The sequence below is a fragment of the Paenibacillus sp. cl6col genome (assembly GCF_900102125.1).
GTDB classification, from domain to species: Bacteria; Bacillota; Bacilli; order Paenibacillales; family Paenibacillaceae; genus Paenibacillus_B; species Paenibacillus_B suaedae.
Window position 1 is genome coordinate 297,512 of the sequence record NZ_FNAZ01000004.1, and the last position, 24,504, is coordinate 322,015.

Below are 24,504 nucleotides of genomic sequence, written 5' to 3' on the forward strand. Positions count from 1 at the left end.
CGGGGCCTGCCTGAAGGCATTCGAGCATGAGAATGACTTCCGAAGAAGGATTCTTACCGGTCTGAATTCGAATATGCATGCGCCTTCATTGCGCAATGGATTCTCTGCGCGATGAATGATTGGTTAATATTGGCTTATCTGGATGGACGGCAGCTTGTACTCACTTCTAAGCCATAGGGGCACTTGCATTGAGATTTCGACACAGCATGCGATGGGGTAATCAGCGAAAACGTACAAAGTGGGGTTGATCAATGATGAATCGGTGGCACGCAGTGAAGCGACTACTTCCACTGTTCGCCGGACTCGTCCTGCTCCTAAGTGCTTGCGGTCGTGCTGATATATCGGCTCTCAATCCGCAGGGGCCCATTGCAGACAAGCAGTTCGGATTAATGCAGTTGGCGATTACGATTATGACGCTAGTCGTTATTGTCGTATTCGGTATTTCCATTTATGTCGTCCTTCGCTATCGCAGACGACCGGGACAGAACGAGATTCCGAAGCAAGTCGAAGGGAACCACAAGCTTGAAGTGATTTGGACGGTCATTCCGATCATCCTCCTCATTATTTTGGCAGTTCCAACGGTGAAGTATGTATTTGCCTTCGCTGAGGACTATAGCCAAGACAAAGATGCAATTAAGGTTAAGGTAACAGGTCATCAATATTGGTGGGAATTCGAATATCCTGAGTACGGGATTACAACAGCACAAGACATGATTGTTCCGAACGGGAAGAAGATTGCGCTTGAGTTGAAGACAGCTGATGTCCTTCACTCCTTCTGGCTTCCATCCATTGCAGGCAAGATGGATACGAACCCATCCGGCAACGTCAACAAGATGTACATTGAGACGTATGTGGAAGGCGTGTATCGAGGGAAGTGCGCTGAGCTATGCGGATACTCCCACGCATTTATGGAATTTAAGGTGAAGGCAGTCAGTGAAGCTACATTCACGGCTTGGGTGAATGAGATGAAGGCCGAACCAAAACCGTTCGTAGGTGACACACAAGTTGCTGAGAGCTTCAAGCAGAACTGCTTGTCTTGCCACGCTATCGATAATAAGCCGTCCATGGGACCTAACCTGAAAGGGATGGGTAGTCGTGAGGCTATAGCCGGCATCATGCTGAACCGTGAAACCGCTGATGAGGTGCTGGATCAGAAGAAGATCGAGGATCATCTCCGTCAATGGATTCAGGATCCGGAGAAGGTGAAGCCTGGCAATAAGATGCCAGCATTCAAAGATAAGTTGTCCGAGCAAGAACTCGATGGCATCGTGAAATACTTGGCAGATTACAAGCTTGATTCCTTGAAAGCAATCAATAAGCAGTAGATTTCAGCATCTTCTAGGGGAGGTAACGACCTTGGCTCACACGGTGAAGCGACATCGCGGCTTGATGGATTGGCTGACGACGGTCGACCATAAGAAGATCGGCATTCTGTACCTTATCGCCGGGGCTTTATTCTTCGGTATTGGCGGTATTGAAGCCATCTTGATCCGGATACAATTAATTCAGCCTATGAATGATTTCGTAGACGCAAAAACTTTTAATGAATTGATTACCATGCACGGCACCACGATGATTTTCCTCGGTGTAATGCCGATTATCTTTGCACTAATGAATGCCATTATTCCGCTGCAGATAGGGGCTCGTGACGTTGCGTTCCCGTTCTTGAACGCACTCGGCTTCTGGACATTCTTCTTCGGCGGCTTGCTGCTGAACTTGAGCTGGCTGATGGGCGGTGTGCCTGATGCAGGCTGGACATCTTACGTACCGTTATCAAATACGGATTATAGCCCAACGCACGGTGTGGATTTCTACACCATCGGCTTGCAGATTTCTGGTTTGGGTACACTCATCGGGGGCATTAACTTCTTGGCAACGATTATTAACATGCGCGCGCCGGGAATGTCCTTCATGCGCATGCCGATGTTTACATGGGCGTCCTTTATTACGTCTGCATTAATTCTGTTCGCTTTCCCTGCTGTAACGGTAGGATTGATCCTGCTCATGTTCGACCGCTTGTTTGGCGGGAACTTCTTCTATGTACCGAATGGAGGAAGTGTAGTGCTCTGGCAGCACATCTTCTGGATCTTCGGTCACCCGGAAGTATACATTCTGATTTTGCCGGCGTTCGGGATTATCTCCGACGTCATCAGTACGTTCTCTCGCAAGCGCCTATTCGGGTACAGCTCCATGGTATTCGCAACGATCCTGATCGGTTTCTTAGGCTTCATGGTATGGGCTCACCATATGTTTGCAGTTGGTCTTGGGCCAGTAGCGAATGCGCTGTTCTCGATTGCAACGATGCTTATCGCAGTACCAACCGGTATTAAGATATTTAACTGGCTATTCACGATGTGGGGCGGTTCGATTAAGTTCACCGCGGCCAATCTCTACGCAGTAGGTTTCATTCCAACATTCGTTATGGGTGGGGTTACAGGCGTCATGCTGGCATCTGCGCCTGCTGACTTCCAGTTCCATGATACGTACTTCGTCGTAGCGCACTTCCACTACGTTATTGTTGGTGGTTTGGTGCTTGGCTTGTTCGCAGGGCTCCATTTCTGGTGGCCAAAGATGTTCGGACGCATGCTTCGTGAAGGACTAGGCAAAGCTACCTTCTGGATGTTCTGGATTGGATTCCAATTGACATTCTTCGTTCAGCATTTCCTTGGTTTGATTGGAATGCAGCGTCGGGTCTTTACGTACTTGCCGAATCAAGGCTTCGACCTCATGAACTTGGTAAGTACGATCGGGGCAATCATGATGGGTATCGGGGTTCTTATGTTCTTGTACAACATTGTAATTACATCAAGAGATCCGAAGAACCTGGGCAACGATCCTTGGGAAGATGGACGTACGCTGGAATGGACAATTCCATCTCCACCGCCAGAGTACAACTTCAAGCAAACTCCGCTTGTGCGCGGCTATGATGCTTGGTGGAAAGAAAAGATGGAGGGCAACACGGAAATGCCGGCTGCAGAGCCGATTGGTTCCATTCATATGCCATCGCCATCTATTCTCCCGTTCATGATGTCTGTTGGCTTGTTCGTGGCAGGTTTCGGCTTTATGTTCGCGAAGGATGATTTCAATAATGCACTGCTGAACGGTTTGTTCAACAATCATATCGTTGCAGGTTTCGGCCTGCTGATTACATTCGGCTGTATGTTCCTGCGTTCGATTAAGGACGACCATGGATATCATATCGAACCGGAAGAGTTGGAGCAGAAGGGGGTTAAAGCATGAGTGCACATGCACATCACGCAGAAGGCGAATGGCCACATGAGCCGGAAAAAGCAACCCTAGAAGGCCGCAATAAGGTCGTCGGCTTCTGGTTGTTCCTTGGCGGAGAGGCAGTATTGTTCGGTACGCTGTTCGCAACATTCCTTGCGCTACGCAACCAAATCGGTGATGGTCCTGCCGCTTCCGAGCTGTTCAAGCTTCCAATGATTGCGGCTGCAACAATGATCTTGCTGACCAGCTCCTTGACGAGCGTGTTCGCTATTCAAGCGATGCATCGCAAAGAAGTCAAAGCCATGCTCAGCTGGCTCGCAGTAACGGTTGCATTGGGACTAGGATTCTTATGTCTTGAAATATACGAGTTCGTAGAATATGTGCATGAAGGTCACACGTTTACGACGAGTGCGTTCAGTTCATCCTTCTACACCCTGGTCGGCTTCCATGGCGCGCACGTTGCCTTTGGTGTCGTATGGATCACACTTGTTATTTTGCAAACAATGAAGAAGGGCTTGAATTTGGTTACAGCACCGAAGATTTACGTCTCCGCACTGTACTGGCACTTTATCGACGTTGTGTGGGTATTCATCTTCACAGTTGTATACCTCATGGGAAAGGTGGGTTAACCAAGTGACAACACACCAAGTAACATCAGACAACTCGAAGCGTCGACATAAGCATGAGGGCAAGCAGAAGCATATTATTGCATTCATCTTCTCTATTGTGCTTACGTTGATCGCATTTGCTACGGTAGGTTCAGCGGGTGAAGTAAACCCAACGTTCACGGTTATCATCCTTCTCGTCATGGCTGTCTTGCAGGTTGTCATTCAGATGGGGTATTGGATGCATATGAAAGATAAAGGACATATGATTCCGATACTGTTCATGATAGGTGGAGCCGTCATTGCTTTCACGGCCATTATAATGGCTGTGTATTGGGTATGGTGGTAAAGTCGGATAAGTGAGAAGAGGGGACGCGAAGAGCGTCGCCTCTTTTTCCGTAATAGGGCTAAATGTGGCGAAATGGTGGCGCCTCGGGTGTTGCAGGATGAGGAGGGCTGAACATTTATGTTCGGATTGACAGAGTACTTTAGTTTCTATGATGTGTGGAGTCCGTTGTTTCTTACAGCAACGGTGCTTATTAATGTGTTATATTTCGGGCTGACAGGGCCTTTTCGCAATCGATTCTCATCTTCTGAGCCAGTGCCAGCGTCGAAGAAGCTAATGTTCGTAATTGGGACAGGCTTGCTCTACCTAGCTCAAGGCGGACCTATTAATATGATGAGTCATATGATGTTCACCTTCCATATGGCGATGATGGCATTATCATACATCATTGTACCGCCGCTTCTATTATTAGCTATTCCGTCCTGGTTATGGCGATATCTATTGGATCGCAAGCCGCTGAAGCGATTGAAGCTGTTAACGAATCCGATTCTTAGCGCTGTTCTATTCAATACCTTGTTCTCTTTCTATCATGTGCCGGCAGTGCATGATTACGTCATGACTCATTATACGGAACATATTATTTACTACATTGTATTGTTCATTGCTGCTATGCTGATGTGGTGGCCAATCGTCGTTCCGGTACCAGAGTGGAACTCGCTGACAGATGTGAAGAAGATGGGCTATGTTTTTTTGAATGGCGTTCTAATTACTCCTGCCTGTGCATTAATCATCTTTGCAAGCGAACCTCTCTATGCTACGTATGTGGACAAGGAAGCCTGGGTGCAGGCAATGGGCTATTGCATATCCGGGGATCCTGTAAAGATGCTCGCCGCATTTGATGGGCCTAGCTTCTTTAATTGGTTCACTCCGATTGAAGATCAACAGCTCGGAGGCATTCTAATGAAGCTGATTCAAGAAACGATGTATGGCTGTATTCTCTTCTACGTATTCGTCCACTGGTTCAGACGTGAAAGTAAAGATGATGACGATTTTGTGGACACCACAGCAGAAGGGCAGTTGAATTCGTAAAAATGCTCTATAATGGGTAGCGTAAGCAGAAGCAGGAGAGTTATTGGCTGCTTCGTTGCCGATGTATATGAGGAGGGCGTTTCATTCGTGGATCTGTACTTTATTATGCCAACTATCAGCACGACGTTCATCGTCGTCAGCGCCATATTGGTGGCTATCGGTTGGGCTCAAATTATTAAGGGCAAGCGGGAACAGCATAAGAAGACGATGCTGGCAGCGGCCGTAGCTGCGACAATCTTCTTCATTATTTATGCGTCTCGCACGGTTTTCGTTGGCAATACCGCATGGGGCGGCCCGGATGACCTTAAGGTATATTATCTGGTCTTCCTGTTGTTCCATATTGTCCTTGCAGCTGTAGCAGCTGTGTTCGGCTTGACGACACTGTATACAGGGTATAAAGGGAGTTATGCGAAGCACCGCAAGCTGGGTAAGTTCACCTCTGTCATCTGGTTCATTACTGCAATAACAGGGGCAACCGTATATCTTTTGCTGTATATCTTGTATCCAGGTGGTCATACAAAGCCAGTAATAGATGCTATATTTGGTCTGTAATCAACTAGTAGACGGCGATCTGTGAAGAGGATTTCCACGAATCGCTGGTTTGTTCTGAGTGCGATGGTTAGTTTAGAAGAAGCTCGTTCTTTCTGCACTTTAAGTGCGAAAGGCGAGCTTTTTTTGCATGCTTAGATTCTTCAGCATAGTAGGCTTTTAACGGTGCAAATAAAGATGAGTCTGGATAGGGTAATGTTTATTTTTCCTAATGATGAATTGACAGGGAAGTAGTCACTCATTATACTGTGTATAAAGATATATACAGTAAGCACAGTGATGAGCGAGCAAGCACACTTGATTTACCGATCTATAGTGTGAATCAGTTTGATATAAAGGGGGTCTTACAGTGCGCAGACCATATAGAGAAGCATGGATGCTTGTAAAGAGCGATCTTGTTCGATTCAAGTGGGGCTTGTTGATGACGGTAGCGTTCAGTGTTTATATGGCCACGATGAGCGGTCTGGTGTTGCGAGAGTTATTTCGTGGCGACGAGGTCTTGACGAGAGCTTTCAAGGGGGTTGCGGATTTTGTGTTTCTTTTTACGATCCCGAATCTTGGCTTCTTTATCTCTCGAAGATCGATGCGATATATGAAGGATGACTCGTATACGAAATGGATGAGGAAGCTGCGCATACTCCCAATCGATGCGAGAACCATAGTGTATTCACGTACGATGCAGATGTGTGTGGCTCTGCTGATTAATATGAGCATTGTTATCGTGGGGCACTACTTACTCAGTGAGACATTGAGAAGTCTTGGCTGGATCAGCATCTTATCCTATGTATTCATGCTGGTAGCGTACGCTGTTGCTGTTAATTGGTTGTATATCTCGTGTGAGCTGAGCATGAGCGGGCGACTATATATGAGGTATACATTTATTCTACTAGGCGTTATAACCATGGTGTCCGTCCTGATAGCGGTAGCGGACGGAAGTATTTTACAGACTGTGGTAGACGTAGCGCGATCGTACCCTTGGATGGGTATCGTGTTGTCCATCGTTATCATCGTCAATTCGATAGTGATCGGAATGAATCGTTTGCATAAGATCGTTCTGAAGCGAGATTGGATGTGAAGAAGAACAGAACGAGTCAGGAGGTGATGAGGAGCGGTGTTTATACCGATTCAAATTAATACGAACAGTTCTGAACCGTTGTACGCCCAGATTAAACATCAGCTTCGCGCACTTATCCTGAGCGGACAGGTCGAAGAGGGGATGCTGCTCCCGTCTATACGCGAATTCGCGAATCAGCTCCAATGCAGCGTCATCACGGTAAGAAGGGTGTATCAAGACTTGGAGAACGAAGGGCTGCTGCGGACGAAGCAGGGCACGGGGACGTTTGTGACACCGGTTCAAGCGGCAGAACGCGACAGGTATCGGAAGGAAGCAATCGAGCAGGCACTTGAGCAAGCCGTTGAAGCTGCAATGCATGTGGATGTATCCACTGATGAACTCATGCAGATGCTTCAGGAAGTCATCCAGCGCAAGCACAGCGGGAGCTAGCATTTGGTGCGTACAAGGGGGGAGAAGCATTGGACAATCAACATATAATTGAGATGAAACAGGTAGTGAAGCAGCGTGACAACTTCCGCATTGGCCCGTTAAATCTATGCATACCACAAGGCTGTGTCACCGCGATCATAGGTACAAATGGGTCAGGCAAGACGACGATGCTCGGAATGAGCCTGGGGCTTGTTCATCCTGATGAAGGGACGATAATCGTGCTGCAGGAGAAGACAGAGCCAGAGCTAAGTACACTTGTGAAGGCGCGTATTGGCTACGTAGCGGAGAACTCCGATTCGGAGATGGACGATATGACAGCGGAACAGCTTGTATCCTTTGTATCACAGTGGTATCCATCATGGGATTGGCAGCTCTACCATCAGCTTATGGCGAAGTATGAGCTGCCGCCGAAGCAGAAGCTGAGCAAGCTGTCGAAGGGAATGCGCCGTAAGCTGGATTTGATCGTTGCGATATGTCCGAAGCCAGAGCTGCTAGTGCTTGATGAACCGTCCTCCGGGTTCGATCCACTATCTTGGCGCATGATGATCAAGGATTTGCATGCGTATTTAAAGGATGGGAAGCGGACCGTCTTAATCGCGACACATATCGTGGATGAGGTAAAGCGGTTGGCTGATTATATTCTGGTCATGCATAAGGGCAAGGTGCTTCATTTTACGGAAAAGGACGCCCTGTTCGATGCGTGGAAGGTGTTCGTCGTGGATGGCGAGGCAGCGGATTACGAAGGTGCACCAGGTCTGATGAAGGCTATGCAGGAGCGCTTCGGGGTAAGACTTATTGCGCATAATGCTACCGGTTTGGAGCGTTTTTTGCACGAAGAAGGGATTGAGGTTGTTCAGACTCACGCATTGGAGCTGGATGACATATTAGCTTATATGATTGAGATGCATATTGAGGGGAGCGTATACGCGCAATGAATCCATTACAGTTGCAGCAAGTCGTGAAGCAGTACGGTGACAAGACAGCCGTGAATGGTCTTAGCTTTAAGGTAGAAGAAGGGGAAATCTACGGATTGCTTGGTGCGAATGGTGCGGGCAAGACGACGACAATGCGGATGGTTCTTGGTCTTATTTATCCAGATGGCGGATCTATTACGTATCATGGGAAGCCGTATCATGAAGGGCTGACTCGCATCCTCGGGTATTTGCCGGAGGAACGGGGAATGTACCCGAAGGTGAAGATTAGCGAGCAGGTAACGTACTTGGCGCAGCTGCGCGGGATGAAGCGTGCGGAAGCAGACAAGAACCTAAAGTATTGGCTGGAACGGTTCAATGTACCGGAAAACTACAACAAGAAAATTGAGGAGCTGTCTAAGGGGAATCAGCAGAAAATCGGCTTCATTGCAGCTATTGTTCACAAGCCGAAGCTGCTCATCTTGGACGAAGCGTTCAGCGGCTTGGATCCCGTTAACGTCGAATTGTTGAAGGAGACGGTTAAGGAGCTGCGCGATCAAGGCACGAGCATTCTGTTCTCTACGCACCGGATGGAGCATGTAGAAGAACTGTGCCAGAACCTGACGATTTTGCAAAAGGGTAATGCGGTGCTGCAAGGGTCGCTGCGTGAATTGAAATCTCAATATCCACGAGAGCATGTCATCCTGCGCACGAGTGGAGATGTGGATGGTTTGGATCGCATCGCAGGCGTCCAATCCGTTTCCCGAACAGGAGACGGTTATAAACTGCACATTACGAATGAAGTGGCCGCACAGGATATCCTGCAGCTGGCGATGGCACAATCGACAGTTCAGCAGTTCGAGCTGAAGGAGCCGACATTGAACGAGATCTTCATTAAAGCAGTTGGAGGCGAATCTAATGCATAACCTGGGGACGGTCATTCGATTCACATTGAAGACGAAGATGATGACGAAGTCGTTCATCATTACGACGATTATTTTAGCACTCATTATGTCAGTTGGGGTTAATATTCCGTATCTGATCTCACAATTTTCGAGCGATGAACCTACATCAATCGGTCTGGTACAGGGTGGAGAGTACGCGGGCATTGTGAAATCATTTGAAGATCAATTGGCGAAGCATGGCGGGAGCGACTTGAAACTTGTTCCGTCCGCTTCAGAAGAGGAGCTGCGCAAGAAAGCGGAGTCCGGCGATCTGGAAGGATACTTGAAGTTCGAGCCGAAGAAGGACGAAGCGGGCAATGTGGAGAAGCAATCGTTCCCGCAGGTTGTGTTCCATGGCAAGGATGAGCTTGGACATGGCGATGAGGCGACGGTTACAGGTGCATTAAGTGCAGTGAAGACAGAGTGGCTCGTGAAGGATTCACTTACCGAACAGCAGAAGGCAGAGCTGAGCAAGCCGGTTATGATTGATACGCAGAAGATCGTGAAGGAAGGCGAGAAAGCGGAGGAAGAAAATCCGACACAAAAAGCGATTTCGATTATCGTCGTTATGATATTGATCGTTCTGTTCTTCATGACGAATACGATGACAGGCAACATGATTGCATCCGAGGTTACGCAAGAGAAGAGCTCGCGCATTATGGAAATTCTCATTACAAGCGTATCGCCGCTCGCGCAAATGTTCGGGAAAATTATCGGCATGTTCATACTTGGGCTGATACAAATTATTGTGTTCTTCGCTGTGGTTGTGATTAATCTGCTGCTGCCGCACAATTCAGCCCCGCTGAAGGCACTCAACTTCGATATCTCGATGATTGATTGGACAGTGGTTGGTGGTGGATTGCTGCTCTATGTGCTTGGCTACTTCCTATATGCAACGCTGTTCGCAGCAGTAGGCTCGCTCGTTAGCCGGACTGAAGACTTGGCACAAGCGATTATGCCGATTACGATGCTATCGTTGGCGGCATTCTACATTGTAATGTTTAGCGTGTCGTCACCGAACACCTTGCTGGTAAAAGCGACATCCTTTGTTCCATTCTTCACACCGACCTCGATGCTGCTGCGGATTGGTACGGGAAATGCTGCATGGTGGGAATTCTGGGTGAGCATTGCGATCTTGATCGTATCCATCCTGTTCTTCGGCTGGCTCGCTGCGAAGATTTACCGCACAGGCGTGCTTATGTACGGCAAGCGCCCATCGTGGAAGGAACTTCGCAAGGCGATGAAGGCGTACAAAATCTAGTCCGAGCTTCAAATCACCTTGTGAGTAACAGTTATAATTGAGACGGATACCACAATATTTGAGACAAATGAAGGCATAGATTTAAAATGATGTATATTGCCTGATAAGCCATACCTTGGTTTATCAGGTTTTTTTCTATTCAACCAGCTTTCTTTGAGTGTGTTTCATTCAATTCATTACCACGTGGGTAGTATGAAAATTGAGCGTATTTGTCGTTCTATCCATGACATTCTCTGATTGAGGTGAAAACATGAAAGGCGCTGCGCGGACAGCGTCTTTTTCTTGGGCTTTAGCGGTTACCGTGTAGTGTGGTGCCCTTCTTTTTAACTGCTGCAGCAATCGTGATATGATAGAGGCAAGCAAGGAAGGTTAGGACGGAAGCATTATTGGGGGTTAGTTATAAAGATGACTACAAATAAGCTGTATATGGCCATTTATGAAGATATTAGGGGGAAGATTGCTTCAGGTGAATACGCACCGGGAACAAAGCTTCCTTCGGAGCATGAATTTTGCGTTATCTATGACACGAGCCGGGGAACGATTCGTAACGCGCTCGATCTGCTTGTCGAAGAAGGGCTTGTCAATCGCCATCCTGGCAAGGGCGTATATGTGTTAGACAATAATGCCATCGCATTCTCGTTCGGCGGATTGGTCAGCTTCAAGGAAGCAAGCGAGAGCAGCGGGCAGAAGTTCGAGACGACCGTACCTTACTTTGAGGAAATAACGATTACGGACAAGCTGCATGAGCGGACTAAGCTGCCATTGGGCGCAACAGCATATTGTTTGCATCGGGTGCGCGAGCTTGGCGGAGAGCGCATTATTTTAGATATCAATTATTTTTTAAAGGAGAAGGTGGAGGGCCTAACAAAGGAAATTGCTGAGCGCTCGATATACGACTATATCGAACAGCAGTTAGGGCACAAAATAGGCTTTGCCCAGCGCGTGATCCAGGTGGAGCCTGCGACGGCCAAGGATCGGGAACACTTGATCATGAAATCGTACGGCTTCGTCGTCGTTGTGAAGAACTATGTATATATGCATGATGGTGAGTTGTTCGAGTACACGGAATCGCGCCATCATCCTGAACGATTTGTGTTTACTGACTTTGCGCGGAGACGATGACGAAGTACTAAGCATCTCGTATTCAATTGATAAAACAAACCGATGTTGCGAATTTTATAGTTGACGTAACTTAACGAAATGAAACAGCGGCAGTCTTGGATGAGAAAAGAAATCCTAGAGTGACCGCTGTTTTTTCACGATCTCCGAAGCAACTTGTCTATACAAGTGTTTACAAACCTGTCTATACAAGTTATAATGGTCTCAACAAACGTGGAAGCGATTCCATTGGGGAGGTACATCGATATGGCAGTTGATCAACGTTCGGTTGAGCAGATTTTAGAAGCCATTGGTGGAAAAGAAAATATTTCTGCGGTTACGCATTGTGTGACGCGACTTCGCTTTGCATTGAACGACGAAAGCATTGTTGATCAGCAAGCTTTGGAGAAGAATGAACTTGTCAAAGGATCATTTGCGACGAACGGGCAGTTCCAAGTCATAATCGGTCCAGGACTTGTACAGAAGGTGTACGAGAAGCTGCTTGAGATTAGCGGTGGGGAACGGGCGTCTACGCAGGACATCAAGAATGTGGCATCCAAGAAACTAAACCCATTGCAGCGTGCAGTGAAGGCGCTTGCAGATATCTTCATTCCGATTTTGCCTGCTATTATTACGGCAGGTCTATTGATGGGGATCAACAATATATTGACTGGCAAGGGCATCTTCTTCGCGGATCAAGCCTTCATTGATGTATATGCTCAGTGGAAGGGTTTCGCGGAGATGATCAATCTGATCGCCAATACCGCCTTCGTCTTCCTGCCGGGGCTGATCGGCTGGTCAGCGGTTAAAAAGTTCGGCGGCAGTGAACTGCTCGGGATTGTACTTGGCTTAATGCTTATCCATCCGGATTTGCTGAATGCTTGGGCATATGGGGATGCAGTTGCGAATGGTACGGTACCGCACTGGAACTTGTTTGGTTTTGAATTTGAGAAGATTGGCTATCAAGGGCAAGTGCTTCCTGTACTTGTATCTGCTTTCTGCTTGGCGAAGATCGAGGGCTTTCTGAACAAGCGTGTGCCGGACGGCTTCAAGCTGCTGTTGGTCGCTCCGACTACGCTGCTTCTTACCGGGTTTTTGTCCTTTATCGTGATTGGACCGTTGACCTTCACAATCGGCAACGCCATCACATCGGCTTTCGTTGGAATTTTCGAGCATGCGGCTGTACTGGGTGGACTTATTTACGGCGGCTTGTATGCGCTGCTTGTCGTAACAGGTATGCATCATACATTCCTGGCAGTCGACCTGCAGCTCATTGCAAGCACGGGCAGCACGTTCCTATGGCCGATTCTCGCCTTGTCCAACATTGCGCAGGGCTCGGCGGCGCTTGCGATGGTGTTCGTTACTAAAGACGAGAAGCTGAAAGGGATGTCCGTGACCTCGGCGATATCTGCTTACTTGGGCATTACTGAGCCTGCGATGTTCGGTGTGAATCTGCGGCTGCGGTACCCGTTCATCTCAGCGATGATCGGCTCTGCATTGGGCGCAGTCGTTATCTCAGCATTTCAGGTAAAGGCCGTGTCTATCGGCGTTGGCGGATTGCCAGGCTTCCTATCTATCTTCCCGCAGCAGTGGGTTCCATTCTTCCTCGGCATGGCGGTGGCGTTGATTGTACCGTTCGTCATTACGCTTATTATCGGGAAGACGAAGCGTCAGGCATAATTAGGGCATTCATAACGATACACAGAGCGATACCTATATCGTACTAAAAATAAGAACTACATGGTGGTGCAAGACAATGACACAACAATTGGAGCAGGAGTGGTGGAAGAAATCTGTCATCTATCAGATTTATCCGAAGAGCTTCAACGACACAAACGGTGACGGAATTGGGGATTTGCAAGGGATTATCGACAAGCTGGACTACTTGAAGGAGCTCGGAATCGATGTCATTTGGTTGACGCCGATTTACGAATCCCCACAGAAAGACAACGGCTATGATATTAGTGATTATTACCGTATTCAGCCGGAATACGGCACGATGGATACATTCGAGAAATTGTTACAGAAAGCGCACGACAAAGATATCCGCATTATTATGGACATCGTCGTTAACCACACCTCGACGGAGCACGTCTGGTTCAAGGAGGCTGCAAGAAGTACGGACAATCCGATTCGCAACTACTATATTTGGAAGGATGGCGTGAACGGAGGGGAGCCGAACAATTGGCAGTCTAAATTTGGCGGCAGCGCCTGGGCGTATGACGAGAAAACGGAGCAATATTATTTGCACTTATATGACGTTACCCAGGCAGATTTGAACTGGGAGAATCCAGTGCTGCGGGATAAAGTGTACGACATGATGCATTATTGGCTGAATAAGGGCGTTGATGGATTCCGGCTGGACGTTATCAATGTGATTTCCAAGGATCAGGACTATCCGAACGATACGCTGGCAACAGCTACGGCTGATGGGCGCAAATATTACACAGACGGGCCGCGCATTCATGAGTTTCTGAAGGAGATGAATGCTCGTGTATTCTCGCAGTATCCGCACATGTTGACGGTTGGCGAAATGTCGTCGACGACGATGGAGAACTGCATCAAGTATACGCACCCGGATGAGTGCGAGCTGAGCATGGTGTTCAACTTCCACCATCTGAAGGTCGATTATCCGAATGGGGAGAAATGGGTTAAAGCCGACTTCGACTTCCTTCAGCTTAAGCAGATCATAAGCGAGTGGCAGGTTGGCATGAATACAGGCGGGGGCTGGAACGCCTTGTTCTGGTGCAACCACGATCAGCCGCGGGTAGTATCTCGCTTCGGCAATGACGGCGCCTATCGTGTGCAATCGGCGAAAATGCTCGCTACGACGCTGCACTTGATGCAGGGCACACCGTACGTGTATCAAGGGGAAGAGCTCGGCATGACGAATCCGCATTTCTCGCATATTAGCGAGTATCGGGACATCGAATCGATCAATGCGCATCGCCTGCTGGAGAAGCAGGGCGTTCCTGAAGCGGATATTATGGCTGCACTGCAGCAGAAGTCGCGCGACAATTCGCGCACGCCAATGCAGTGGGATGCTTCGCATCACGGAGGATTCACGACGGGTATCCCTTGGATCGGCTCGGCTCCGAATTATCAAGACATCAATGCCGAGGCGGCACTGCGCGATCCGGATTCGGTCTTCCACCATTATCGCCAATTGATTGCACTGCGCAAGCAGTATGACATTATCGTGCATGGCGACTACCGCCTGCTGCTGAAGGACGATCCGCGCATATTTGCTTACATGCGCACACACGGATCAGAACGATTGCTCGTCATCAGCAACTTCTATGGCGAAGAGGCGGAGTTCACGCTTCCAGTGGAAGTATCACTACACGGTGAAGCGCATATCCTTATCAGCAATTATAAGGATACACCGAGTACGATCCAACAGCTTACACTCCGACCTTATGAGTCTGTGGCCTTTCTTATCGGGAATCATGACTAGAGAAAATAGAAGCAATGCTTGGCAGAATCCTGCCGGGCATTGCTTTTTTTTAATGGGAGAGACAGAGGGGGAAAAGAAAGCAGACAGCTTCTTCTGACATCTTCTAATGAAGACAGAATCTTGTCAGTCGGCTGTCTGCTTGCTGGCTTGAAAATTAGGTTGGTAACGGCCTATTTTTAATATCCTCTATATCCTGTTTGGGGAGTAGTGTTTACTTGTGAAACGTAATGTTGCGTATCGCTCACCTGTGGATACGTATGAGCCACATACCCCGCTGCATAACTGGTTGGTGCAGTATGTGATTGATGGGCGAGGCTGATAATTTGCTGCAATTGTTGTACAGCTGTTTGATGACCTTGAAGCGCAGTCTGAATCACATGGGCCGCATGCTGTTCGATTTTAGCAAGCTCCTGTAATCGTGCAGCATTTTGCTGCTCTTGATGCAATAGCTGCTGGTATTTTTGCGTTGCTGCATTGGTTTGTTGAATCAATTGTTGCGCTAGTTGTTCGATTTGCACGGTATTCGTATGTGTCATTGGGCAGACTCCTTTTTATCCATAGTTTCGTATGGTTTCATCTTCCTTATATTGTCTAACTTAATTGTTATTTATGCATCGCGGCGCTGACCATAAATCGTTACATGTAAAGTAAGTTATTCGGGATTCGTGAGCGACTAAGCGTTTTGTTCCATAAATGAGGTAATAGGCGGTTTGGTGAACTACAGTACCAGTCTTAAAGATATCAGATATAGCAGATGCGGAGATCTAAGTTATTAATTTTAAGCCTCCTTCATAAACCTTTGTTAGAACGATAAAGGAGGTCATCCCGTTGAATCAACCAGCGTTGTTTGAGCATCGCTTCTGGCTGCAAATTTTAGGCGATCATGCAAGATTCATCTTTAATGCGCTCTCCCCGAAAGAAACGTCAGATATACAGACTGCACAACAATTTATTCAAGCGTTCGATCAGCTTCTGCATCAAGCACGAGAGCTGCAATCGGATACAGAGATCGGAGCACTGAATCAGCAAGCCTACACGCTAACCATCAACCTGCGGCAATTTAAGCTAAGCATTCTTGAGCGTCTGTTGCTTGGGCGTGTTACAATTGCGTTCACTCCAACCTTTATCAATCACATGGTGAATGAACTTGAGGAATACTTACGTATTTTAACCAACCTATTGGAAGGAAAGCCGGTTCCCCAATTTGATGCACTGCACCACGATTTCCTTTGGTTGCCTGACGCAGCGGGTCATGCTGCATCTATTTCCAGCGATTTGGATTTTGTAGAAAAGCGATTGATTCAGAAAAGTAAGGATTTTGAAGAGCATTTTCAACAGTTCTATTTAAAGAGTATCGAAATGGCAGGGTACATGCGGACACAGCTTCGGGATTTTCCAGCGTTCCGCAGATTTCATACTGACGTCGATATGGAGATGAATTTGTTCAGAGCATTTTTGAAGGAACTGGAGGATCTAGAATTGTCAGCCGAAGTGCTTAGTCGCATTTCCCCGCTCATACCAGATCATATGATGAGGGAAGAGTGCTATTATTTAATGAAGCTAGCACAATTAGGCTTAGTACCCGATCCGGAATGCAATCCAGATCATCCGAGGATAGATGAGAAGGTGTAATACGCCGCTGCAAAGCGGTTTTTTTACGTTTCTCGAACTTCATTACGATTAAGCTATGCGCAACTCTTTCGGTTACTGATTCGTCTAACCAAGTAACTAGATAATGTAGGAGGCGATTACATGAAAAAATGTATAGCTTTACTTATGTCTGTTATGCTGGCAATTGGTAGTGGATCGATTGTTTTTGCTCAGGAGTCAGCTCCGTCAGCCCATACAAAGAATGAGACGCTTGATGTAGCCAAGATGTATCGTGTTTCCCATGAGCTTATTATGGATGTTAACAGCGGACAAGCCGTGTTGGATGGGAGAAACTTATCTCTTGATAAGCCAATCATGGAAAACGGGCGTGTTTTTGTGCCTTTGCGCACACTGCGTGCAATTGAAGCTGTTAACCTATTGATGTTTGACGCTTCTACCCAGCAAGTCCAGGTCATCATGAATAGCGAACTGAAGCCCCCCTTTGAACAGCTTTTCTTTCGGGTAGGCTCTGATAAGGTTTATATGGAAGACGGATCTGCCTTGCCTGGAGCAACCATTGCTAAGCCGTTCATTGCCAAAGGCGTCACTTACATACCGATTCAAGCCTTGACTTATGTGGGCATCAGCCCAGCTACTGCGAAACAGAAGGTGACGCTGAAATGGAGCAATAAAGTCATCGAACTTCTACAACCAAAGCGGAAAACGGACAAGGACAGCACAACCTTTACGATGCTTTATCAAAAGGATATGAATACGCCATCAGTCGTGACCGCCTTGAGCGGAGGAGGATGGTTAGGAGGCAATGATCATGCCAAGGTCTTGAAAAAAGACATTTCGCTTGATGGTCGACAGTATAATCGAATCGAGTTTACTCTACCGCTCCGCCCCGGACCAAATGCGTTGAAAATTACAGCCTTGTCAGGTGGTGAGAAGTCTATTTCGGTTATGCGGAAAGTTTCGAGTGAAGGTGCCACCCCTGTTCGTCTGTCTGATGAGGGGAAAAAGTACATCGCTTTTGATCAATCTGCATCGGGTTATGTTCGCACACCGCAGGGAGGTTCGATTGACATTTCCGGTCGGATGGTTGCTGGTAACGAGAAGCTTGGAGCGCTTAGTTTCACCGTGCAGCAATATGATGACGAGCAAGCTGTAAAATCTAATCCTTATAAGGACATCAAGGAAGGAAAGCTGCCTATCCAAGAACAAGCCTTTAAAGGATCGGTGAAGCTTCAGCACAAAGGCTACTATCTGATTACACTGTTTAGCGCCGACAATGTTCCAGCATTTGACCGCGGAGCTTGGGCAGAAATCGTTGTTGAAGTGTATTGATGATAATTGAAAAAACCCTTGATTCGGTTATACTACCGAATCAAGGGTTTTCTGCTTATTCTGCTTTTTCTTTTACTCCGATCCATATTTCGCTGTATACCTGATGAGGATCGGACATATCTCCGGTAAAGCAAATTTCAGGCACATCGATTAACTCATAGGAAGATGAAGGCAGCCACTCGGAGGCGATTTTTGCCCATGTCTGCTGTAGGGTATGAGGGTAGGAACCAACTGAGCTGAATATGGCCCATGTACAGGCTGGCACTTCAACTACTTCAAAGCCGTCAAAATCAGCATCAAGCGTCGTAATCGATCCGATGAGATGATCTAACTCGCCTTTTTCTTCATGACGTTCTTCGCCGAAATGGTAGGACGCATTAACCACAGTGGTGACGTCAGTATTTCGATAGCTTTGGAGTTTTGTTCGCTGTTCTACGGTAATCGATTGAGCTAGCTTCAGAATGTCAGCATTCTCGTCCTCAAATACGATGGGCACGCGGCGCTTCACACCCACAAGCTTGAAGGCGTCTTTCCGTTCGATCCGATAATTCATGTCGATTCCTCCTCGAATAGTGAGCTGGAAGGTCATGCGCGGGAATACCTTCAGATGCTTCAGACCTCTCACTTCCGAAGGAGCAACCCCAAGCCAATCCTTGAATGCTCTCGTGAATCCGTCCACCGAATGGTAGCCATACTTGATCGCGATATCAATTACTTTAACGTTACTCTTGTGTAATTCCTGACCGGCTTGAGACAGCCTGCGGTTGCGAACATACGTGTTCAGAGACATACCGGCCAAATAGGAAAAGAGTCTTCGAAAATGATACTCCGAAGTTCCTGCAAGCCGAGCCACCTGGGCGTAATCGATGTCCTGATCCAAATTGTCTTCGATATAGGCTAAAGCAAGATTCATATCCTTCAGCATATCCATGTCATGCCCTCCTCTCCTCTTCATTGTATCGAGGTTGAATAATCGACATCCGACATTTCGCATATGGAAATGGTCGTTACGTATGATTTAGGATATCCTCAATTATCGAATCATGAAAGCTTGGATGTCAAAATACCTGGTTTACCATGGTAGTCCTCATCATCTTCCACGAAATGCATACTCAGGAAAGAGCGGGGCATATTACGGGAAGGTGATGAAAAATGTGGCAGGCGATTGCGCCTTATATACCAAGCTGGCAAGCGTTCGTGCAAGGGGCGATTGCAGGCATTGTTCCTTTTGTATTATCGAAGATTATGTCTATCACGATGAAGGATGAAAATGATCAGGGGAATCGGAAAGCCGAGACGGCTTACGAGGGGTTTGTAGGCCATTTTGAGGAGGATCTCAATAAGGTCAAGGAAGAAATCGGCCAGATGGAGGATGTGAACATACGTTTGTTCCGTCTCGGCTATACGACACAGCGTGCAGCGCTGGTGTTCGTTGGAGGGATATCGGATCGGGACTTCATCGATAAGCACCTCTTAGAATGCTTGATGGGCGATTTACAGCCGCCATCTGAGGGGGGAGCAATTGCATCTCCTGATTATATGTATGCGAAGGAATATTTGATCGAGCATATCCTCCCTGTCGGATCGATGAAGGAGAATCGAATTGTTAATGACTGTACGTACGATGTGTTGAAGGGCGATACGGCTTTGTTCATTGAAGGGCATATCGGAGCCATTATGTTCAATACGAGGAAGGTGAAGGTGCGCGGCGTGGACGAGCCGCCATCTGAGGTGCTCGTACGCGGACCAAGGCTTGCCTTCAATGAATGCCTCGTTGACAATATGACGCTGCTCAGGCAGCAAGGTGAGAACAAGAAGCTCACTTTCATTCATCGCCGTGTCGGAACCCGGGTACAACGTGAGATGGTTCTCGCATACATCGAGGATATAGCTGATAAGCAGCTCGTTACCGATGTGCTGGATCGCATTAGCAAGATCGATATCGATGATGTTCCGGATTCAAGCTATATCGAACAGCTGATTGAGGATAATTACTTATCTCCTTTTCCGCAGCTGCAGAGTACGGAACGGTTGGATCGAACCTTTTGTGCCTTGATGGAAGGACGGGTGGCGATTTTTCTTGAGGGAAGCCCGTATGCTGTGCTTGCACCGGCGACGTTCACCATGCTGCTTCAATCGCCGGAGGATTATTATGAACGATGGATGGCGGGGACGCTAGTTCGTTGTCTGCGGTATTTTGCGGCATTTGTATCAACTTTTGGCCCTTCCTTGTATATTTCCTTGATCTCGTTCCATCAAGGTCTGATCCCAACGAAGCTGGCATTGTCCATTGCAGGCACCCGTGTTGGCGTTCCGTTCCCTTCAATCATCGAGGTGCTCATTATGGAGGTGGCGCTGGAGATCTTGCGTGAAGCGGGTCTTCGCCTGCCGAAGCCGATTGGGCAGACGGTCGGTATTGTGGGCGGTCTCGTTATCGGAGATGCCGCGGTTAGAGCGGGTATCGTCAGTCCGTTCACGGTTATCGTTGTTGCAGTAACGGCGATAACCTCATTCGCTATTCCGCAATACAGTGCAGGTATTTCTTTGCGCATTTTGCGGTTCATCGCGATATTTTTTGCATCGATCCTTGGCTTGTATGGAGTTGTTCTGTTCTTCTTAGTGCTATGCAGTCATCTCGTTAAGCTGAAGAGCTTCGGTGTGCCATATATGAGCCCTGCTGTGCCTTACCGTTTGTCAGATTGGAAAGACTTCATTTTGCGTGCCCCGCTAAGGCTGATGAAGAAGCGTCCCAAGATGCTGGACACACGTAATCCGACCCGTGAGGAGTAAGCAAATAGGAGGAGCTGTAGAGAACCATGAGTCAATCAATTGGATCGAGTGAGAAAATTACGACACAGCAGGCGGCTGTATTTGTAGCCAATTATATACTGGGAGTGGGGATTCTAACGCTCCCCCGAGCAGCAGCGGAGAAGGTGAAGACACCGGATATATGGCTGACCGTCATTCTCGGCGGCCTTGTTGCTATGATAGCAGGCATTATTGTAGCGAAGCTCAGTCAGCAATTCCCAGGTAAGACCATTTATGAATACAGTCAGCTGATTGTAGGGAAATGGCTAGGGATCGTGCTGAATGTGTCGATCATTATTTATTTCATCGCGACATCCGGTAATATGGTGCGAGCCATGTCGGAAGTAATGAACTTGTATTTGCTTGAAGGTACTCCACGCTGGGTGGTGATTATCTCCTTCCTGTGGGTGGGCATATATATCATGGTCGGTGGGGTAGCCGCAATTGCTCGCTTCTTCGAAATCGTATTTCCGCTGACGATTCTGATTATTACGGGCTTGGCTCTGCTAAGCTTTAAAATATTTGACGTGAATAATTTAAGGCCAGTGCTAGGGCAAGGGATAGGCCCTGTATTGAATGGTGTGAAGACGACAGGACTTTCTTTCTCCGGCTTTGAAATATTGCTCGTACTGCAGGCATATATGTCAACTCCGAAGAAGGCTGTTCGTGCAGTTGTAATTGGCATTCTCATTCCGATGCTTTTTTACGTGGTTACTGTAGTGATGACAGTTGGATCTTTATCCATTGCTGGTGTTATCAGCCGTACCTGGCCTACGATCACGCTGTTCCGCAGCTTCGAATATCCGGGGATCTTATTTGAACGATATGAATCGTTGCTGCTGGTCATTTGGGTTATTCAGATCTTTACTACATATGCGATTACACATTATGCGGCTGCGCTTGGCATGGCACGAATGACAAATAAGAATATTCGTCCGATGCTGTACTTGCTTATTCCGGTTATCTATATTACCTCTATGTCTCCAAGAAATATTAATGATCTCTTCTCTATGGGAGATCGTATAGGTGACGCAGCCATGGTGATGTTCGGGATATTACCTATTATTTTGTTAATGATTGTGAAGTTGAGAAGGAGAATGGCAAGCGATGAGCAGGAACAATAAGTGTCAGAACGTATCCAATCGTTGCTGCAATGTTGTCTTAGATGCTGCACAATCAGGTGGGCATTTGCGGGAGGATAAGCCAAGGAGATGCAAGCTGACAGCTATGCGCATTGCGATCATCTCACTTAGCATCCTGCTGCTCAGTGGGTGCTGGAGCCGAAGAGAAATAGAAGATTTGAACATTACAGTAGCTGCAGCGTTGGACATTGGCCACATCTCGTCAGAGGAGCAAGAATTTGAGAAAAAGGGTGCAGATTATCCGCGTAATCAGAGGATTACATTAACGTATCAAATGGCGAAGCCAGAGCAGTCTTCAGGGCAAGATGCATCAGGAAGCAAGAGAAAATATCGAAATGTGTCCCTGTCTGGGGATTCTTTATATCAGATTTCGAGAGAGACTTCCTTGAAGGAAACGAATCCAATATTCGGACAGCACTACAAAGCGCTGGTCATCGGTTCTGGCTTGGCGCAGCAACTGAATTTGCGAGATGTACTTGACTTCTTTATGAGGGAGCAGGAATTTCGTCCTAGCTGCTTGGTTTATATTAGCCGGGGAACAGGGAAAGAGGTATTAGATGTAAATCTCCCGGGAGACGTTCCAGCCTTTCGCTTGTTAGGGATATCTGATAATCACTATCGAACGAATCGTTTATTGAAGCCCTTGTCTCTCACCAACTTGCTGGAGAAGTTGAATTTGATGACCAGTTTCATGATACAGAATGTCGTCACGGCCAAAGGGGAGCTGAAGCTGTCGGGAGCTTCCATTATATCAGGCAGTACAGGCAAGCAGCTTGGCTATCTTGACGAAGAGGATATGGAAGCGGTGAACTGGGTTCTGGGCGGTAGCAAGGGCGGTGTAGTAAAAAGTAAGGACATCATCACCAACCAAGTAACTGTATATGAAATTACCAACGTGAAAAGTCAAATTACACCGCATGTTGAAAATGGCCGCATTTCTTTCGATGTAAAAGTAAAGTCGGACGGTCGGTTAGGCGAGCAGATGATTAGCGATGGCAATGACTTTGACAATAAGTTTATTCGTCGCTTAGAAGATGATGCTGAGAAGCAGATTAAAGAACTGGTGACCAAATTGCTGGATAAGCTGCAAAAGAAATACCACGCAGACGTGCTAGGGTTTAGCGATAAGCTGCGCATCGCATATCCTCGCCTGTGGGAGAAAGAGAAGAAGACATGGGATGAAACGTTCGCGACGACACCGATACGTTATGATGTCCAAGTAACAATTAGAGAATTTGGAACGACGAATATGAGAGCGCGGCAAGTAGAAGGGCAGGAGGGTTAGTCGGGTTCTATCAATTCGTAGGTTGGGTATTATATACAGTGAAAATCCTGCTCTCCAATTGTTACAATGAATGCACATATAGTCTTTCGGATTCAAAATACATGTTTACACACATGATTTGCCGCAGCACGTGCATTGGGGGAGAGAAGATGCAAATCATTCAAGGGACAGCCTTGCTGTTACTTGTCCTTTCTTTATTTAGTTTGTTCAGCTTCAAAGCACCTAACGGAATGAAGGCGATGGGAGCCTTGGCGAATGCTGCAGTTGCCAGCTTCTTGGTTGAAGCATTCCAGCGCTATGTTGGCGGCGATATGCTGCAGCTGGAATTTTTAAGAGAGGTAGGGGTGACAGCCGGCGGCATGGGAGGCGTGGCTGCCGCTGCACTGGTTTCTCTGGCAATGGGAGTGTCGCCTGTGTATGCGCTTATGCTGGGTGTTGCATGTGGCGGACAGGGGCTGCTTCCTGGCTTTATCGCGGGATACGTCGTCTCGTTCCTGGTTAAAGTATTCGAGCGGAAGGTGCCGGCGGGACTTGATCTTATCGCCTGTATTGTGGTCGCTGCGCCACTGGTGCGTTATTTGGCGAAGTTCATAAGTCCTATCGTAGATGCGACGCTGCTCAACATTGGCAGCATTATTTCGGCTACGGCTACCAATAATCCGATTATTATGGGCATTATTTTGGGTGGTGTGATTACAGTCGTTGCGACTGCACCACTTAGCTCCATGGCCTTAACGGCTATGCTCGGCTTAACAGGATTGCCGATGGCAATCGGAGCCTTGTCCGTAATGGGGTCATCATTTATGAACTTCGTGTTCTTCCATCGCATGAAGTTCGGTGACCGTCGTACAACACTTGCAGTCGCTATTGAACCACTGACACAAGCGGATCTGATCTCAGCCAACCCAATCCCGGTGTATGTCACGAACTTCATCGGGGGTGCAGCCGCTGGGGTGGTCGTGGCGCTCTTCGGGCTGGTCAATGATGCGACAGGGACTGCAACACCGATTGCGGGGCTTATGGTGATGTACGGTTTCAATGATCCTGTTAGGGTTACGATTACAGCCGTGTTATGTGCATTAGCCGGAGCTGGAGCAGGATTTCTTGGCTCGATTCTGTTCCGTCAGTATCCGATTCGTACGGTGGCTGAGGTTCGGGGCACACATCCTATTCAGGTTGATTCAACCAGTGAATCAGCAATATAAATCGGGGAGAAGCAGGATCATGATGACTTGAACACCCCCAATCTACAAGGCATGATATACGTTAATCAGGCGAGGGAGGAACTTGCGGATCTGATCGATTGAGAGTGTTTCCACATGGGAGACGCTCTTTTTCTTCTATATTCCCGTTTTTTTGTGTAAACTGAAAGGATACAGAATTTCGCGGATGCTTGC

The 24,504-nt window shown here is 47.5% G+C and carries 22 protein-coding genes; 20 read left to right on the plus strand and 2 right to left on the minus strand.

Annotated features, from left to right (window positions below):
* Nucleotides 1–251 precede the first annotated feature (251 nt).
* The 14 genes from coxB to treC all read left to right on the plus strand — a co-directional run bounded on the left by coxB (nucleotide 252) and on the right by treC (nucleotide 14,932).
* Complete coding sequence (coxB, locus tag BLS15_RS13215) at nucleotides 252–1,325, plus strand: cytochrome c oxidase subunit II (RefSeq protein WP_021256220.1); 1,074 nt, start codon at nucleotides 252–254, stop codon at nucleotides 1,323–1,325.
* A gap of 64 nt (nucleotides 1,326–1,389) precedes the next feature.
* Entirely contained in the window at nucleotides 1,390–3,240 is a 1,851-nt protein-coding gene (ctaD, locus tag BLS15_RS13220) for a cytochrome c oxidase subunit I (protein WP_051250016.1), read from the plus strand.
* Nucleotides 3,237–3,857: a cytochrome (ubi)quinol oxidase subunit III gene (locus BLS15_RS13225; RefSeq protein WP_021256218.1), complete on the plus strand. Its 621-nt coding sequence runs from the start codon at nucleotides 3,237–3,239 to the stop codon at nucleotides 3,855–3,857. Before ctaD ends, BLS15_RS13225 begins: the two co-directional genes overlap by 4 nt.
* Nucleotides 3,858–3,861: 4 nt before the next feature.
* The gene (locus tag BLS15_RS13230; RefSeq protein WP_021256217.1) at nucleotides 3,862–4,182 is read left to right on the plus strand and encodes a cytochrome C oxidase subunit IV family protein; all 321 of its coding nucleotides are present in this window, start codon (nucleotides 3,862–3,864) and stop codon (nucleotides 4,180–4,182) included.
* Between the two features lie 117 nt (nucleotides 4,183–4,299).
* Nucleotides 4,300–5,208, plus strand: coding sequence for a cytochrome c oxidase assembly factor CtaG (gene ctaG, locus BLS15_RS13235; protein WP_028533568.1), 909 nt, complete (start codon nucleotides 4,300–4,302; stop codon nucleotides 5,206–5,208).
* A gap of 87 nt (nucleotides 5,209–5,295) precedes the next feature.
* Nucleotides 5,296–5,760, plus strand: coding sequence for a DUF420 domain-containing protein (locus BLS15_RS13240; RefSeq protein ID WP_021256215.1), 465 nt, complete (start codon nucleotides 5,296–5,298; stop codon nucleotides 5,758–5,760).
* 346 nt (nucleotides 5,761–6,106) lie between these two features.
* On the plus strand, nucleotides 6,107–6,832 hold the full coding sequence (locus BLS15_RS13245) for a hypothetical protein (protein WP_021256214.1): 726 nt from the start codon (nucleotides 6,107–6,109) through the stop codon (nucleotides 6,830–6,832).
* 36 nt (nucleotides 6,833–6,868) lie between these two features.
* Nucleotides 6,869–7,261 carry a GntR family transcriptional regulator gene (locus tag BLS15_RS13250; protein ID WP_021256213.1) on the plus strand — a complete coding sequence of 131 codons (393 nt, stop codon included), beginning with the start codon at nucleotides 6,869–6,871 and terminating at the stop codon, nucleotides 7,259–7,261.
* 29 nt (nucleotides 7,262–7,290) lie between these two features.
* The gene (locus tag BLS15_RS13255) at nucleotides 7,291–8,196 is read left to right on the plus strand and encodes an ABC transporter ATP-binding protein (RefSeq protein WP_090511923.1); all 906 of its coding nucleotides are present in this window, start codon (nucleotides 7,291–7,293) and stop codon (nucleotides 8,194–8,196) included.
* Entirely contained in the window at nucleotides 8,193–9,098 is a 906-nt protein-coding gene (locus BLS15_RS13260; protein WP_021256211.1) for an ABC transporter ATP-binding protein, read from the plus strand. Before BLS15_RS13255 ends, BLS15_RS13260 begins: the two co-directional genes overlap by 4 nt.
* Nucleotides 9,091–10,377: an ABC transporter permease gene (locus tag BLS15_RS13265; protein WP_090511927.1), complete on the plus strand. Its 1,287-nt coding sequence runs from the start codon at nucleotides 9,091–9,093 to the stop codon at nucleotides 10,375–10,377. The genes BLS15_RS13260 and BLS15_RS13265 overlap by 8 nt, the downstream gene beginning before the upstream one ends.
* A 405-nt stretch (nucleotides 10,378–10,782) precedes the next feature.
* Complete coding sequence (gene treR / locus BLS15_RS13270) at nucleotides 10,783–11,499, plus strand: trehalose operon repressor (protein ID WP_090511931.1); 717 nt, start codon at nucleotides 10,783–10,785, stop codon at nucleotides 11,497–11,499.
* 243 nt (nucleotides 11,500–11,742) lie between these two features.
* Nucleotides 11,743–13,155 (plus strand): PTS system trehalose-specific EIIBC component, encoded by a 1,413-nt coding sequence (gene treP / locus BLS15_RS13275; RefSeq protein WP_021256208.1) that lies wholly within the window; start codon nucleotides 11,743–11,745, stop codon nucleotides 13,153–13,155.
* A 76-nt stretch (nucleotides 13,156–13,231) separates the two neighbouring features.
* Nucleotides 13,232–14,932 (plus strand): alpha,alpha-phosphotrehalase, encoded by a 1,701-nt coding sequence (gene treC, locus BLS15_RS13280; protein ID WP_302848147.1) that lies wholly within the window; start codon nucleotides 13,232–13,234, stop codon nucleotides 14,930–14,932.
* A 176-nt stretch (nucleotides 14,933–15,108) separates the two neighbouring features.
* On the opposite strand, the gene BLS15_RS13285 is transcribed toward treC, so the two are convergent.
* Nucleotides 15,109–15,468, minus strand: a complete 360-nt coding sequence (locus BLS15_RS13285) for a hypothetical protein (RefSeq protein ID WP_021256206.1) — start codon at nucleotides 15,466–15,468, stop codon at nucleotides 15,109–15,111.
* Between the two features lie 292 nt (nucleotides 15,469–15,760).
* Here BLS15_RS13285 and BLS15_RS13290 point away from each other — a divergent pair, with 292 nt between their 5' ends.
* Together BLS15_RS13290 and BLS15_RS13295 are read left to right on the plus strand one after the other, a co-directional pair.
* Nucleotides 15,761–16,564: a DUF2935 domain-containing protein gene (locus BLS15_RS13290; RefSeq protein WP_021256205.1), complete on the plus strand. Its 804-nt coding sequence runs from the start codon at nucleotides 15,761–15,763 to the stop codon at nucleotides 16,562–16,564.
* 120 nt (nucleotides 16,565–16,684) lie between these two features.
* A complete protein-coding gene (locus tag BLS15_RS13295; RefSeq protein ID WP_090511935.1) occupies nucleotides 16,685–17,872 on the plus strand; it encodes a stalk domain-containing protein in 1,188 nt (395 codons plus the stop codon).
* Nucleotides 17,873–17,927: 55 nt separating this feature from the next.
* On the opposite strand, the gene BLS15_RS13300 is transcribed toward BLS15_RS13295, so the two are convergent.
* The gene (locus BLS15_RS13300; RefSeq protein WP_090511940.1) at nucleotides 17,928–18,803 is read right to left on the minus strand and encodes an AraC family transcriptional regulator; all 876 of its coding nucleotides are present in this window, start codon (nucleotides 18,801–18,803) and stop codon (nucleotides 17,928–17,930) included.
* A gap of 221 nt (nucleotides 18,804–19,024) precedes the next feature.
* On the opposite strand from BLS15_RS13300, the gene BLS15_RS13305 reads away from it, so the two are divergent.
* The 4 genes from BLS15_RS13305 to BLS15_RS13320 all read left to right on the plus strand — a co-directional run bounded on the left by BLS15_RS13305 (nucleotide 19,025) and on the right by BLS15_RS13320 (nucleotide 24,312).
* Nucleotides 19,025–20,662, plus strand: a complete 1,638-nt coding sequence (locus tag BLS15_RS13305; protein ID WP_090511944.1) for a spore germination protein — start codon at nucleotides 19,025–19,027, stop codon at nucleotides 20,660–20,662.
* 26 nt (nucleotides 20,663–20,688) lie between these two features.
* Nucleotides 20,689–21,804 carry a GerAB/ArcD/ProY family transporter gene (locus tag BLS15_RS13310; protein ID WP_021256202.1) on the plus strand — a complete coding sequence of 372 codons (1,116 nt, stop codon included), beginning with the start codon at nucleotides 20,689–20,691 and terminating at the stop codon, nucleotides 21,802–21,804.
* On the plus strand, nucleotides 21,788–23,107 hold the full coding sequence (locus BLS15_RS13315) for a Ger(x)C family spore germination protein (RefSeq protein ID WP_021256201.1): 1,320 nt from the start codon (nucleotides 21,788–21,790) through the stop codon (nucleotides 23,105–23,107). The genes BLS15_RS13310 and BLS15_RS13315 overlap by 17 nt, the downstream gene beginning before the upstream one ends.
* A 149-nt stretch (nucleotides 23,108–23,256) precedes the next feature.
* Nucleotides 23,257–24,312 (plus strand): PTS sugar transporter subunit IIC, encoded by a 1,056-nt coding sequence (locus BLS15_RS13320; protein ID WP_021256200.1) that lies wholly within the window; start codon nucleotides 23,257–23,259, stop codon nucleotides 24,310–24,312.
* Nucleotides 24,313–24,504 lie beyond the last annotated feature (192 nt).